The following is a 13,590-nucleotide window of genomic DNA, read 5'->3' on the forward strand; positions in this document are numbered from 1 at the left end:
ATTGTACAATGGCCAATGCCCGCAAGATCCTGATCGTGGATGACGACACCGATCTGCGCGATGCCCTGATGGAGCAGCTCTCGCTGCATGACGAGTTCGAAGCCCAGGCCGTCGATACCGGCGCCAAAGGCGCCACCGCCGCAAAGGCCAATTCACCCGACCTGGTTCTGATGGACGTTGGCCTGCCCGACACCGATGGCCGCGAAGTGGTGCGGTCCCTGCGCAAGGGCGGCTTCAAGGCGCCGATCATCATGCTGACCGGGCACGATACCGATTCCGATACGATTCTCGGGCTCGAATCCGGCGCCAACGACTATGTCGCCAAGCCCTTCCGCTTCGCCGTGCTGCTGGCCCGCATCCGCGCCCAGCTTCGCCAGCACGAGGCCAGCGAGGACGCGGTGTTCTCGGTCGGCCCCTACAGCTTCCGGCCGGGCTCGAAGATGCTGACGGGCGCCAACGCCCGCAAGGTCCGCCTGACGGAGAAGGAAACGGCGATCCTGCGCTTCCTGTACCGCGCCGGCCAGCAGCCGGTGTCACGCGAGACCCTGCTCCAGGAGGTCTGGGGCTACAATTCCGGCGTCACCACCCACACGCTGGAAACGCACATTTACCGTCTGCGGCAGAAGATCGAGAAAGATGCCGCGAATCCAGAGATTCTGGTGACGGAGGCCGGTGGCTACAAGTTGGTACCGTGATAGGTTCGGGGATGGCGGTTTCGCCATTTATGATATTGGTTCCATTCCGCCTTCCCCGGGCCCTTGATGTCGATCGAAGACGATATTGCGCTATTGGAGCGCGTCCCAACATTGCGCCTGCTGGGAAGCGACTCGCTTCGCATGATCGCCATCGGCTCCGAGCAGCGTAACATCCAGAGCGGCGAGACCCTGTTCCGCGAAGGTGACACCGCCGATTGCGGCTATGTCGTCCAGCGTGGGTCATTGCGCATCAGCGACGAGGTCGGTGCCGAGATCGTCGCCACGCCGACCATGCTGATCGGCGAGCTGGCGCTGCTGGTCGAGATGCGGCGCCCGGCGACCGCGACGGCCCTGGAATATTCGACCGTGGTGCGGATTTCGCGCAGCCTGTTTCAGCGTGTGCTCGAGAGCGACGCCATGGCTGCGCGCCGGCTGCGCGACGAGTTCGCCCACCGCGCCAGCCGAATCGCCAATGACATCATGGCGGCCGGGACCAAGCTGACGTCGTGATCTTCGTGACCGGGCGGGTCAGCTTCGCTTTCGCTACGACACGTCCAGCGTCACCGTGACCGGCACATGATCCGACGGCCGCTCCCAGCTGCGGGCGTCGCGCAGGATCCTGAAGTCGCTGACCCGGTCCTTCAGTGCGCGTGACACCCAGATGTGGTCGAGCCTTCGGCCGCGATCACCGACGGTCCAGTCGGCGGCACGATAGCTCCACCAGGTGTAGACCTTCTCCGACATCGGGATGCGCTCGCGGGCGACGTCGACCCATTCGCCATGGGCCTGCGCCGCCAACAGCTTCTCGCATTCGACCGGCGTGTGCGACACCACCTTCAGGAGCTGTTTGTGCGACCAGACATCGTGTTCATGCGGCGCGACGTTGAGATCGCCGACCAGGATGTGCCGGTCGTCGCCGCGCGGATGCAGCGGCTCGCACGCCTTCATCTCGTCGAGGAATTGCAGCTTGTGCTCGAATTTCGGGTTGAGCGCGGGGTCGGGAATGTCGCCGCCTGCGGGCACGTAGAAATTGTGCAGCACCAGCGGCTGCGCGAGCTGCGCCTTCTCGCCGAACGCCACCGTGATGTGGCGCGAATCCACCTTGTCGCAGAAGGTGCGGACGTTGGTCTCCTCGAACGGCCATTTCGAGATCACGGCGACGCCGTGATAGCCCTTCTGCCCGTTCAGCGCGACGTGCTCATAGCCGAGCCGCTTGAAACGCTTCAGCGGGAAGGCGTCGTCGATGCACTTGGTCTCCTGCAGGCACAGCACATCGGGCCTGACCTGCTTGATGAGCTTGGCGACGAGGTCGATGCGCAGGCGCACCGAATTGATGTTCCAGGTGGTCAGGACGAGACGCATGAGACCCGCGTCATATCATGAAATGCGTTGATGTCGGCGATTCCGCTCCGCTTCTGACGCATCGGAATGACCGCGTTGGCTGGCCTTATCCCCAGCCATGTCGGACGGTGCCTGATCAGCGCCGCTTGCTCTCGATGACGTCCCATACGCGGGCGGCGATGTCGGGGCCCCCGAGCCGCGAGATCGCGCGGATGCCGGTCGGCGACGTCACGTTGATCTCGGTGAGGTTGCCATCGATGACGTCGATGCCGACCAGCAGCAGGCCGCGCGCGCGCAATTCAGGACCCAGCGTGTCGCAGATCTCGCGCTCACGGGCGCTGAGATCGGTGGCCTGCGCGGCGCCGCCGCGCACCATGTTGGAGCGCAGATCGTCCGCCGCCGGCACGCGGTTGACGGCGCCGGCGAACTCGCCGTCGACCAGGATGATGCGCTTGTCGCCATGCTTCACCTCGGGGAGGAAGCGCTGGATCACCCAGGGCTCCTTGAACGTCACCGAGAACATGTCGAACAGCGAGCCGAAATTCATGTCCTGCGGCATGACGCGGAACACTGCCGCGCCGCCATGGCCATGCAGCGGCTTCATCACGACAGCGCCGTGCTGATCGCGGAAGGCGTTGATCTCGTCGAGATCGCGCGAGATCAAGGTCGGCGGCATCAATTGCGGGAAATTCATCACGAACAGCTTTTCCGGCGCGTTGCGCACGCTGGCGGGATCGTTGATCACGAGCGTCTTCGGATGGATGCGCTCGAGGAAATGCGTCGAGGTGATGTAGGCGAGATCGAACGGCGGATCCTGGCGCAGCAGCACGACGTCGAACGAGGTCAGCGCCGTCGGCTTGGGCTCGCCGAGCGTGAAGTGGTCGCCGACCTGGTCGCGCACGGTCAGCGCCTGCACCGGCGCGTACAGCTCCTCGCCGCGCAGCGACAGCTTGTCGGGCGTGTAGTAGCACAGGCCATGTCCGCGCCGCTGTGCTTCGAGCAGCATCGCAAAGGTCGAGTCGCCGCGGATGTTGATGCGCGCGATCGGATCCATCTGGACGGCGACATTCAGTTTCATGGGCAGGTCCCTGCTCTCTGCAGTCAGTTCATGTCAGGTGCTGGCGTCGAAGGCCGCCATCAGATGGCGCGGCAGGCTGCGCGGCGCAACCAGAATCGCATCGAAGCGCAGCTCGAATTCGGCATGGTCCGGATGCGCCATCAACCAGGCCTGCGCGGCATCGATGATGCGCTGCTGCTGGCGAGGCGTCACGGCATAGGCCGCATCGTCGAGCGAGGCGCGCGCCTTGACCTCGACGAAGGCGACCAGGCTGCGCTTGCGTACTATGATGTCGATCTCGCCATGGGGCGTGCGGAAGCGTTTGGCGAGGATGCGGTAGCCCTTGGCGATCAGCAGCGCTGCGGCACGGGCTTCCGCCGACAATCCAGTGCGGAAGGCGGCGACGCGCTCGGGTGCCGCCGTCTTCGCCGGCTTGTCTGGGGAGGCACGCTCAGTCTTTGCCATCGGCCTCCCCCGACCGCGCGCCCTTCGAGAGCTCGAGCGCGCGCGCATACACCTCGCGTCGCGGCCGGCGCGACAGCTCGACGGCATGCATCACGGCGTCCTTGACGCTCGATCGCTGCAACAGATCCCTGAGCACGGCGTCCAGTGCGTCCTGGGTCAGCACCTCGGCATCGCGCGGCGGTGGACCGATCACCAGCACGAATTCGCCGCGCGTTTCGAGATCGCCGGCCCGTGCAGCGAGATCGCCGATTGCTCCGCGCAGCACCTCCTCGTGCAGCTTGGTGAGCTCGCGGCAGATCGCGGCCTGACGCCCAGCCATGGCATCGGCGAGATCGGCCAGCGTCTCCTGCACCCGGCTGCCCGCCTCGAACAGAACCAGCGTCGCCTCGATCCGCGCGAGCTCGGACAGCCGCGTGCGCCGCGCCTGCTGCTTGGCCGGCAGGAATCCCTCGAAGAAGAAGCGGTCGGTCGGCAACGCCGCCACGCTCAGCGCCGCGAGCACGGCGGAAGGTCCCGGCAGCGCGGTGACGGCGTGTCCGGCCTCACAGGCCTCGCGCACCAGCTTGTAGCCGGGATCGGAGATCAGCGGCGTGCCGGCGTCCGACACCAGCGCGATGGCTGCCCCTCTGGCCAGACGTTGCAGGATCCGCGGCCTGACCGCTTCGGCATTGTGCTCATGATAGGCTGCGAGTTCCGCGCCCAGGCCGTAGCGCTCGGTCAGGCGCCGCGTGATTCGCGTGTCCTCGCAGAAGATGATGTCGGCGCCGGCCAGGGTTTCCAGTGCACGCAGCGTGATGTCGCCGAGATTGCCGATCGGCGTTGCCACCAGATGCAATCCAGGCCGTGCCTTGGGTGCCACGACGATTTGACCCGCCACCAGGTAGGTCGACGTGGTGGAAGATTTGCCGTCGTCTGGCGACGTCTTGGGGATTGCCTTCGCGCCCATCGAGGTAATTTAAAGGGCATGCCGCGGGATTGCCACAGGGGAACAGCCGCGCAGCAATTTTGAAGTTCCGATCGGCATGGGCGCGTGGCCGTTCATCGAACCTTCAAGTCCGAAACTGCACGTCAATGGGGATGTGTACGAGCAGGGGATAGGCCGTGCAAAACGTCGAATTGATCGGCTTTGTGGCGGTGACAGCCTTTTGTTTTGCTTAACTATTCGTCGACAATATGAGTGAATCAGCACGGCTTGGCGGACGTGCGTTTGGGGAACTTCTGGCCGGTCTTGGCCGAACGAAGAGATGCCATGGTGGGCCCGCGTCATCCCAACTCTCTCGGTCCGGGACCCCATGGGGTCGCCCGGCGAACGGCGCTGGGCCTGATCGTCGGCGCGCCGCTGCTGTCGGCGTGCTCCAACGTCCAGCAGGGCTTCAATCCGTTCGAGCAGCCGACGGCGCCGGCGGGACCGCCGCAGCAGCCGGCGGTTGCCGGTAACGGCCAGGTGAAGGTCGGGCTGATTCTGCCGCTGTCGGCGTCGGGCAATGCCGGCGTGGCTGCGCAATCGATGAAGAACGCGGCCGAGATGGCGCTCGCCGAGTTTCAGAACCCCAACATCCAGCTCCTGATCAAGGACGACGCCGGCAGCCCGCAAGGGGCGCAGCAGGGTGCGCAACAGGCCTGCGATGAAGGCGCCGAGATCATTCTCGGCCCGCTGTTCGCGGGCTCGGTACCGGCGACCGCCCAGGTGGCGCGCGCGCGCAACATCTCGGTCATCGCCTTCTCGACCGATTCGAGCGTGGCGGGGCGCGGCGTCTATCTGCTCAGCTTCCTGCCGGAGTCCGACGCCAGCCGCATCGTCGAATATTCCGCCAGCGTCGGCAAACGCTCGTTCGCGGCGCTGCTGCCCGACAATGCCTATGGAACCGTCGTCGAGGGTGCGTTCAAGACCGCGGTCAGCCGCCGCGGCGGACGCATCGTGGCGTTCGAGAAATATTCCGGCGACCGCGCCGGGTCTGCGCGCACGGTGGCGCAGGCGCTCGGCGGTGCCGATGCGCTGCTGCTGGCCGACGACGGCGAATCGGTCGCGGCAACCGCCGATGCGCTGACCGCGGCCGGCGCCAATCTGCGCAACATTCAGTTGCTCGGCACCGGGTTGTGGGACAATCCGCGCGTCTATGCCAGCGCCAGCCTGCAGGGTGGCCTCTATGCTGCGCCGGATCCCTCCGGCTTCCGCGCCTTCGCCGGTCGCTACCGGACGCGGTTCGGCGGCGATCCCGTGCGCACGGCAACCCTCGCCTACGATGCGGTGGCGCTCGTGGCCGCGTTGGCGCGCACCCAGGGCAACCAGCGCTTCGCGCCCGATGTCCTGACCAATGCATCGGGCTTTGCCGGCATCGATGGGCTGTTCCGGTTCCGCAGCGACGGCACCAATGAGCGCGGGCTTGCCGTGATGCGCGTCGGTTCGGGTGGCGGACAGACGGTCGCCGGCGCGCCGAAGAGCTTCAGCGCGACGTGAGTCGCAGCATCCTTCAGGCGGCGAGATCGGCGACGACCGCGTCGAGCACCGGAAAGCCATCCTGAGTCACGCGCAGCCGTCCATCCGGATCGACCGCGATGGCGCCCTCCTCGCGCAGCAGCGCGATGCGGCGCGGATCGAGCGCACGGCCGGAGATCGCGGCATACCGCCTGGGGTCGATGCCTTCGGCCAAACGCAGCCCCATCAGCAGGAATTCGTCGGCGCGCTCCTCGCGGTTGAGCTCGTCGTCGGTCATCACACCATGACCGTTGGACTCCACCCGCATCAGCCAGGCCTCCGGCCGCTTGTCGGTCGCGGTCGCATGCCTGATGCCGCCGATGTCGAGACGACCATGGGCGCCGGGGCCGATGCCGGCATATTCGTGGCCGCGCCAATAGATCAGATTGTGCCGGCACTCCGCGCCCGGGCGGGCATGATTGGAGATCTCATAGGCCGGCAGTCCGTGACGGCCACAGATCTCCTGCGTGACGTCGTACAAGGTGCGGGCCAGGCCTTCATCCGGCGTCGTCAGCTTGCCTGCGGCGTGCAGGCCGAAGAACGGCGTGCCTTCCTCGATCGTCAGTTGATACAGCGACAGGTGCTCAGCCGCCTCACCGATCGCGCGCGTCAGCTCCTCGGTCCACATCGCCGGCGTCTGGTCGGGCCGGGCGTAGATCAGATCGAACGAATAACGCTCGAACGCATTGCGCGCGATCGCCACCGCCTTCATCGCCTCCTCGGCGGTGTGCAGGCGTCCCAGCATCTTGAGCGACGCATCGTCCATCGCCTGGACGCCGAGCGAGACCCGGTTGACGCCGGCGGCGCGGTAGCCGGCAAAGCGTGTCGCCTCGACGCTGGTCGGATTGGCTTCGAGTGACACCTCGACATTGCCAGCGACGTGCCAGTGCTTGCCGATCGCGTCGAGAATGGCGCCGACCGTCTGCGGCTGCATCAGCGACGGCGTGCCGCCGCCGAGAAAGATCGACGTGACGGTGCGCGGCCCGATGCGGGCGGCCGTGGTCGCGATCTCCTGCGCAAAGGCGCGGGCGAAGCGGTCCTGATCGATGGCGGCATGCCGGACATGGCTGTTGAAGTCGCAATACGGACATTTCGACAGGCAGAACGGCCAGTGCACATAGACGCCGAACGCTTCGCTGTCAGCGCTGGTCAAGGCAGATCTCCGCGAGCTTCACGAAGGCGCGCGCCCGGTGCGACAGGCCGAGCCCGAGCGGCGGCAGGCCATGCTTCTCGATGCTGGTCATCTCGCCGAAGGTCCGGTCGTGGCCCTCGGGCAGGAACATCGGGTCGTAGCCGAAGCCCGCCGTGCCGCGCGGCGGCCAGACCAGGGTGCCGTCGACCCGCGCCTCGACCTCCTCGACATGACCGTCCGGCCACGCCACGCACAGCGCCGAGACGAAATGCGCGGTGCGCTTGTCGGCACTCATCGCGCCCCGCTCCTGCAGCAGGCGCTCGATCCGCGCCATCGCGCTGGTGAAATCCTTGTCCGGTCCGGCCCAGCGCGCCGAATAGATCCCCGGCGCCCCATCGAGCGCATGAACCACGATACCGGAATCGTCGGCAAAGGCAGGAAGCTGCGCGGCCTTGGCCGCGGCGACCGCCTTGATGCGGGCGTTGGCCTGGAAGGTCTCGCCGGTCTCGTCCGGCTCGTCCAGGCCGAGATCGCCGGCCGACACCGCCTCGACGCCATGGGGGGCGAGCAGCTCGCGCATCTCGGCAAGCTTGCCGGGATTGTGGGTCGCGATGACGAGGCGCCCCGTGAGCTTGCGATGACCGCTACTCACGCGACCGCCATCTTCTGCAGGTCGACCAGTCGCGCCACGCCCTTGCGGGCCAGTGCCATCAGCGCCAGGAGCTCGGCCTCGGTGAACGGCGTCTTCTCCGCCGTGCCCTGCACCTCGATGATGCGGCCGTCGCCGGTCATGACGAAATTGGCGTCGGTCTCCGCCTCGGAATCCTCGGCGTAGTCGAGATCCAGCACCGGCGTGCCGTTGTAGATGCCGCAGGAGATCGCGGCGACGTTGGCGCGCAGCACCTCGGTCTTGATCATGTTGCGCGACTTCATCCACTTGATGCAGTCAGCCAGCGCCACCCAGGCGCCGGTGATCGACGCCGTGCGCGTGCCGCCGTCGGCCTGCAGCACGTCGCAATCGACCGTGATCTGGCGCTCGCCGAGCGCTTCCAGGTCGATCGCGGTGCGCAGCGAGCGGCCGATCAGACGCTGGATCTCGACGGTGCGACCGGTCTGCTTGCCGGCGGAGGCCTCGCGCCGGGTCCGTTCCAGCGTGGCGCGCGGCAGCATGCCGTATTCAGCCGTGATCCAGCCGCGCCCCTGGCCCTTGAGCCAGGGCGGCAGCCGGTCCTCCAGCGTGGCGGTGACCAGCACATGGGTGTCGCCGAACTTCACCAGGCAGGAGCCCTCGGCGTATTTGACGACGCCGCGTTCCAGGCTCACGGCCCGCAGTTCATCCGGTGCACGGCGGCTCGGCCGCATGATTCTCTCCGTGAAAGCGCGCGAAAGACCGACTTTGACCGGCCTTGTAGGAGCCGCGACCGGCAGCGGCAAGGGCTTATCAAGGGATTATCATGGCCTCGTCGCGCCCGAGAGCACGCGACGACCGGCTTGCCACCGAGCCGCCGCATGGACACATTATAGGCAGCTGCGAGGAGAGCATCTGGTGGCCCACCACGATCCGATCAACCTGATGACACCGCCGGCCGGTCTGGCGCAGCTCAACGAGCGCTCGCGCGAGATCTTCCGGCAGATCGTCGAAAGCTATCTGGCGACCGGCGAGCCGGTCGGCTCGCGCAACATTTCGCGGCTGATCGCGGTTCCGCTGTCGCCGGCCTCGGTGCGCAACGTCATGGCCGATCTCGAGCAGCTCGGCCTGATCTACGCGCCGCACACCTCGGCCGGCCGGCTGCCGACCGAGGCCGGCCTGCGTTTCTTCGTGGACGCCCTGATGCAGGTCGGCGACATGACCGAGGCTGAGCAGCAATCGATCCAGAGCCAGCTCGCCGCGGTCGGGCGGGCGCAATCGGTCGAGGCCGCTCTGGACGAGGCGCTGACCCGGCTGTCGGGTCTGACCCGTGCCGCTGCCGTGGTGCTGACCGCAAAATCCAACACTCGGCTGAAGCACATCGAGTTCGTGCGGCTCGAGCCCGAGCGTGCGCTGGTCGTGCTGGTGGGCGAGGACGGGCAGGTCGAGAACCGGGTTCTGGTTCTGCCGCCGGGCGTGCCGTCCTCGGCGCTGACCGAGGCGTCGAATTTCCTCAATGCCCGCATCAGAGGCCGGACGCTGGCGGAAGCACGGCTCGAGCTCGAGACGGCGCTGGCGCATGATCGCGCCGAGCTCGACCTGCTGACGCAGAAGGTGATCGCCGCCGGTGTCGCGAGCTGGTCCGGAGGGGACAGCGACGAGCGGCAGCTCATCGTGCGCGGCCACGCCAACCTGCTCGAGGACCTGCATGCGCTCGAAGATCTCGAGCGCGTGCGGCGGCTGTTCGACGATCTCGAGACCAAGCGCGGCGTCGTCGATCTGCTTGGACGGGCAGAGAACGCGGAAGGTGTCCGCATCTTCATCGGCTCGGAGAACAAGCTGTTCTCGCTGTCGGGCTCGTCGACGATCGTATCGCCCTATTCCGACGCCACGGGTCGCATCGTCGGCGTGCTTGGCGTCATCGGTCCGACCCGGCTCAACTATGCCCGGGTGATCCCGACGGTCGATTATGCCGCGCGTCTGGTCAGCCGGCTGCTGGGTGGCTGACGCGTGACATGATTAACCCGCGGACAGCGCCTCCGGGCGCGATGGTCAGGCTGCGCTTGATTTTCGACGCTCAAAGCACGATATCCCGCCCCATACCCCCAAAACCCGTCAGCCGAACTTGCGAGTCTGTCCATGACCGATCCCGACCTGCATAAGAATGATCCGGAAAACCCGGCGCAGGCCAGCGACCCCGTCGTCTCCAAGCCCTACATCATGCCCGACGATCCTGAGACCGGCTCGGCCGAGGCCCTTGCCAAGGAGGCGGCCGACGCGCGCGACAAGATGCTGCGCACGCTGGCGGAGATGGAGAACCTGCGCAAGCGGACGGCCCGTGAAGTCGCCGATGCACGCATGTACGGCATTACCGGCTTCGCGCGCGACGTGCTCGACATCGCCGACAATCTGCAGCGCGCGCTCGATGCCGTGCCGGCCGAGACACGCGCCAATGCCGATGCAGGCCTCAAATCGTTGATCGAGGGCGTCGAGCTCACCGAGCGCTCGCTGCTCAACACGCTGGAGAAGAACGGCGTCAAGAAGTTCGATCCGACGGGACAGAAGTTCGACCCCAACTTCCAGCAGGCGATGTACGAGGTCCCGGATTCGTCGGTGCCGTCGGGCACCGTGGTGCAGGTCGTGCAGGCCGGCTTCATGATCGGCGAGCGCATCCTGCGTCCCGCGCTGGTCGGCGTGTCCAAGGGTGGCGCGAAGGCGGCGCCCGCGCCGAGCAACGATCAGTCGAACAGCGCCGCGTGACGGCGAGCATAGGCAGGTCTTCTCCTGCCGTCCTGTCAGTCCAACGAAGAAGCCACGGGCGGTGATGCCCGTGGCTTCTTGTTTGTCGGCGCGAGTTTGTAGTTCGTGTCGCGGCAAGTGGACCGCGGCCGATGAGACCGCGGCGTCCGGATACCGAGTTGGGCTCAGCCTCTCGGCTGGATGCCGTCGCGGACGGCGCGGAAGCGCGGGAAGGCTACCGACCACTGATCGCGCGGCGCGCTGCCGATGATCCGCAGTGTATTCGGCCCGCCGAAGCGCAGCCATTGCACCACGGTCACCGGCGTATTGTCCTTGCCGCTGGTGGCTTCGAGCCGGGTCTCGTAGGCCGGCTGGCCGTCGATGCGGATCGGCTCGGACATCGTGATGCGCGCTTCGCGGACGCCCGGAATGGTGGTGGCCGCCTGCTGGGCGACACGCGCGCGGTCGCCCGCCTCCGGGGCCACCCCGGCCACGAGCCCGATCACCACGAAGGGCGCGGCTTCGAAGCCCTTGTCCTCTTCGCCGTCGGCCAGGATCAAGGCACCCGGCCCGAGCGTGCGGATGGTCTTGAACCCGGAGAGCTCGGTCACCTTGAACGGCATCATCGCGAGCTGCTCGTCGACGGGAACGTCCTTGCGGACGACGGCGGAGGCGAACATCTGACGCACGGCATCGTCGGTGTAGATCCGGCTCGCGGTCTCCGGGATCTGCACGGCCACGTAGCCGGAGAAGCCGTTGCCGGGCAGGATCATCGAGTAGCGCCGCACCGGCGTGGCGCCATCCCGACCGTTCTCAACCGTGTAGTAGGCGGTGCCGGCGGCGGTCTCGATGCTCTCCGGCTTGACGCTGCCGGTCCCGGCGGGATTGGCGGTAAACGCATTCTTCACCTCGCCATAGGCGGCCGCCGGCAGTTCGGTCAGCAGCACCTTGACGCTCTGGTCCTCGGTTTCGAAGCCGGAAAACGTCTTGGCCTTGGCGAGCCCCACCAGCGGCGCGAGCCCGATGCGGACGCCGGGCGGAAATATGGCTTCGGCGGCCATGGCGGAGTGCAGCAGCGACATCAGCAGGGTAGCCGCGGCGAAGAATCGAACGATCATCATCAAACATTGCCTCGTTGACCGAGGCCTCGCGCCGAGGCGGTCGGGGGTCCTCGCCAGCGTGGTCTTCGGCGGCACGCTTTTAGCGGCTTTGCGCCCCCCGCAACAGGCCGGGCGCGCGGTTTTGATCGCCTGCGGCGATCAGCGCGCCCTGCGGGTCGCATTTCCCAGGTCATTTCGCCTCGAAAGGCGGGCTGATGACGGTGCCGTGCTAGCCGCGCTTCAGGATTTCGACGCCATCGACGGTCTGCACCAGCACATAGGGCGCGAGCAGAGCCCTGATCTCGGGGTCGGAACGCGCCCAGTCGCCCCAGTCGCTGTTCTGATTGTCGATCAGGACGACGTCGGGCGGTTGCCTCCGGAAGTCGGCGATGATCCCGGCGCGTTCACGTTCCACATAGGGCGCGAGCCTCTGCGCAGTTTGTGAATCGATGGTTCCGTCTTGTTGCGACCGGCGAACGATTTCCCGGACCCAGAACGCCTCCTGGCGCGAGATCCAGGTGCCATCAAGGGTCCGCACCATGGGGTGCCCGATGACCGCCGCCGCGCTGAGCACCAGCATGCTCGGGCGCGGCCCGAGCCGGGCCACCTGGGCTTCGATCTGCTGGACGTCGACACTACCATTGAACCAGAAGCAGGTCTGCACGAAGAGCACGGCGCCGGCGAGAGCGGTGGCGACACGCGGCCAGCGTCGCGCGTCGCGGCTGGCGTCGATCGCCGACACGGCAAGGCCGGCGGCAAGCAGCGCCAGCGCCACCATCGGATAGGCATGGTAGCCCCAGCCCTTTTGCTGCGCGACGAATGACACCAGGAACCCGAGTGATGCGGCCAATGTGGTGAACGATGCGGCGTCGCGCTCGTGCTGCGCGCGCTGAAGAATGAGGATGATGACTGCTGCAGCCAGCCACAGGCCCATCGGCAGGGTCACGAGGATGGTCGGCACGGGCGCCTTCAGAAGCAGATAGACGTCGCGGACCAGCGGATAGATGACCGTGAAATATTCGGGAAAGAACAGGTAGATGCACGCCGCGTTGATCAGCACCAGGGCCGCGGCGATCCAGTTCTCCAGCGCGAACAGCACGCGCCAGTCGCGCGCCTGAGCCGCGGCGGCGAGTATGCAGAAGCCGACGCTGAAGGCGAAATAAGGCTTGAAGCTCATCGTGAGGCCGGCACTGAGCCCGGCGATGAGCATGGCCGCCGGGGCCACCCGCTCGCGCCTGGCGCGCAGGATGTACACCGCGATCGCCGGCAATATCGTGATCAGGGCCAGATGTTCCCGCTGGCCGAAATCATACATCGGCGCGATCAGAAGCAGGGCGGTCGTCCACGCCGCCAGCCTGCCGTCGGCGAGACGATGGCGCAGGGCCGATGTCCGCAGCAGCAGCCATACCAGCGTCAGGGATGCCGCGGTCAGCACGAAGATCAGGATATTCGTCGCCAGCTCGGGCCTGAGATGGATCGCACGCGCCAGCGCGACGGCCAGCAGATAGACCAACCCAGCCATCGGCGGGTTCGTCTCGAGGATGTCGACGTAGAGCCGCTGTCCATCGAGCATGCGCTCGCTGACGAGGAGCCACCAGCTGACATCGACATTGAGGGGAAGGACGTACCGCAGCCACGCCGCTGCAACCACGATGGCACAGATCAGCAGTCCTGGGAACGTGGCTTGGCCGGCTTCGCGCGCGCGCTGCGGAAAGCCCCAATCGGAGTCGATGACCATGCCTCATTCCCGTCCCAGGAGTGCGGCAGGCTAGGGCCCGTGGGTTAACAACGCATTTCGGTCATTGGGGCAGATCAGCGGTACCGGATTTGTCGCACTTGCCCGCGATCGCACCCTCCTATTTCGCACGGGGCCATTCGACGTGCCGGCAGGTGGATTCGCGCAGTCGTCTCCGGTCCGAGCCGCCGTTTCGCGTCGCCGCCAATTCCGATGGGCCGC

General features: G+C 66.6%; 14 protein-coding genes. 5 read left to right on the forward strand and 9 right to left on the reverse strand.

Annotated features, from left to right (window positions below; genetic code table 11):
* Positions 1-8 precede the first annotated feature (8 nt).
* Positions 9-695 (forward strand): response regulator transcription factor, encoded by a 687-nt coding sequence (locus QX121_RS26760; protein WP_315716813.1) that lies wholly within the window; start codon positions 9-11, stop codon positions 693-695.
* A 66-nt stretch (positions 696-761) separates the two neighbouring features.
* Positions 762-1,205, forward strand: coding sequence for a cyclic nucleotide-binding domain-containing protein (locus QX121_RS26765; protein WP_315740402.1), 444 nt, complete (start codon positions 762-764; stop codon positions 1,203-1,205).
* A 33-nt stretch (positions 1,206-1,238) separates the two neighbouring features.
* Here the strand turns inward: QX121_RS26765 and QX121_RS26770 are convergent, their stop codons facing one another.
* From QX121_RS26770 to rsmI, 4 genes are all read right to left on the reverse strand, one after another.
* Positions 1,239-2,057, reverse strand: coding sequence for an exodeoxyribonuclease III (locus QX121_RS26770; protein WP_315784980.1), 819 nt, complete (start codon positions 2,055-2,057; stop codon positions 1,239-1,241).
* 115 nt (positions 2,058-2,172) lie between these two features.
* Entirely contained in the window at positions 2,173-3,114 is a 942-nt protein-coding gene (gene gshB / locus QX121_RS26775; RefSeq protein ID WP_315813465.1) for a glutathione synthase, read from the reverse strand.
* Between the two features lie 33 nt (positions 3,115-3,147).
* Positions 3,148-3,558, reverse strand: coding sequence for a YraN family protein (locus QX121_RS26780; RefSeq protein WP_315740399.1), 411 nt, complete (start codon positions 3,556-3,558; stop codon positions 3,148-3,150).
* Positions 3,545-4,504 (reverse strand): 16S rRNA (cytidine(1402)-2'-O)-methyltransferase, encoded by a 960-nt coding sequence (rsmI, locus tag QX121_RS26785; RefSeq protein WP_315798586.1) that lies wholly within the window; start codon positions 4,502-4,504, stop codon positions 3,545-3,547. Before rsmI ends, QX121_RS26780 begins: the two co-directional genes overlap by 14 nt.
* A gap of 303 nt (positions 4,505-4,807) precedes the next feature.
* Here rsmI and QX121_RS26790 point away from each other — a divergent pair, with 303 nt between their 5' ends.
* Complete coding sequence (locus QX121_RS26790; protein ID WP_315784974.1) at positions 4,808-6,016, forward strand: penicillin-binding protein activator; 1,209 nt, start codon at positions 4,808-4,810, stop codon at positions 6,014-6,016.
* 13 nt (positions 6,017-6,029) lie between these two features.
* Here QX121_RS26790 and hemW read toward each other — a convergent pair whose 3' ends face one another.
* Genes hemW through rph form a run of 3 tightly spaced genes read right to left on the reverse strand, consistent with a single transcriptional unit; the run spans position 6,030 to position 8,528 of the window.
* Positions 6,030-7,187, reverse strand: coding sequence for a radical SAM family heme chaperone HemW (hemW, locus tag QX121_RS26795; protein WP_315813466.1), 1,158 nt, complete (start codon positions 7,185-7,187; stop codon positions 6,030-6,032).
* Positions 7,174-7,818: an RdgB/HAM1 family non-canonical purine NTP pyrophosphatase gene (gene rdgB, locus QX121_RS26800; RefSeq protein WP_315784968.1), complete on the reverse strand. Its 645-nt coding sequence runs from the start codon at positions 7,816-7,818 to the stop codon at positions 7,174-7,176. Before rdgB ends, hemW begins: the two co-directional genes overlap by 14 nt.
* Positions 7,815-8,528 (reverse strand): ribonuclease PH, encoded by a 714-nt coding sequence (rph, locus tag QX121_RS26805; RefSeq protein WP_315759102.1) that lies wholly within the window; start codon positions 8,526-8,528, stop codon positions 7,815-7,817. Before rph ends, rdgB begins: the two co-directional genes overlap by 4 nt.
* Positions 8,529-8,712: 184 nt before the next feature.
* On the opposite strand from rph, the gene hrcA reads away from it, so the two are divergent.
* Positions 8,713-9,801 carry a heat-inducible transcriptional repressor HrcA gene (gene hrcA, locus QX121_RS26810; RefSeq protein WP_315784965.1) on the forward strand — a complete coding sequence of 363 codons (1,089 nt, stop codon included), beginning with the start codon at positions 8,713-8,715 and terminating at the stop codon, positions 9,799-9,801.
* Between the two features lie 132 nt (positions 9,802-9,933).
* On the forward strand, positions 9,934-10,554 hold the full coding sequence (grpE, locus tag QX121_RS26815; RefSeq protein WP_315740392.1) for a nucleotide exchange factor GrpE: 621 nt from the start codon (positions 9,934-9,936) through the stop codon (positions 10,552-10,554).
* Between the two features lie 164 nt (positions 10,555-10,718).
* Here the strand turns inward: grpE and QX121_RS26820 are convergent, their stop codons facing one another.
* Together QX121_RS26820 and QX121_RS26825 are read right to left on the reverse strand one after the other, a co-directional pair.
* Positions 10,719-11,654 (reverse strand): hypothetical protein, encoded by a 936-nt coding sequence (locus tag QX121_RS26820; RefSeq protein WP_315778145.1) that lies wholly within the window; start codon positions 11,652-11,654, stop codon positions 10,719-10,721.
* Positions 11,655-11,862: 208 nt separating this feature from the next.
* A complete protein-coding gene (locus tag QX121_RS26825; protein WP_315813467.1) occupies positions 11,863-13,371 on the reverse strand; it encodes a hypothetical protein in 1,509 nt (502 codons plus the stop codon).
* Between the last annotated feature and the right edge of the window lie 219 nt (positions 13,372-13,590).

Origin of the sequence: Bradyrhizobium sp. SZCCHNR2028, from assembly GCF_032380995.1 — a bacterium.
In the GTDB taxonomy this organism is placed as follows: domain Bacteria; phylum Pseudomonadota; class Alphaproteobacteria; order Rhizobiales; family Xanthobacteraceae; genus Bradyrhizobium.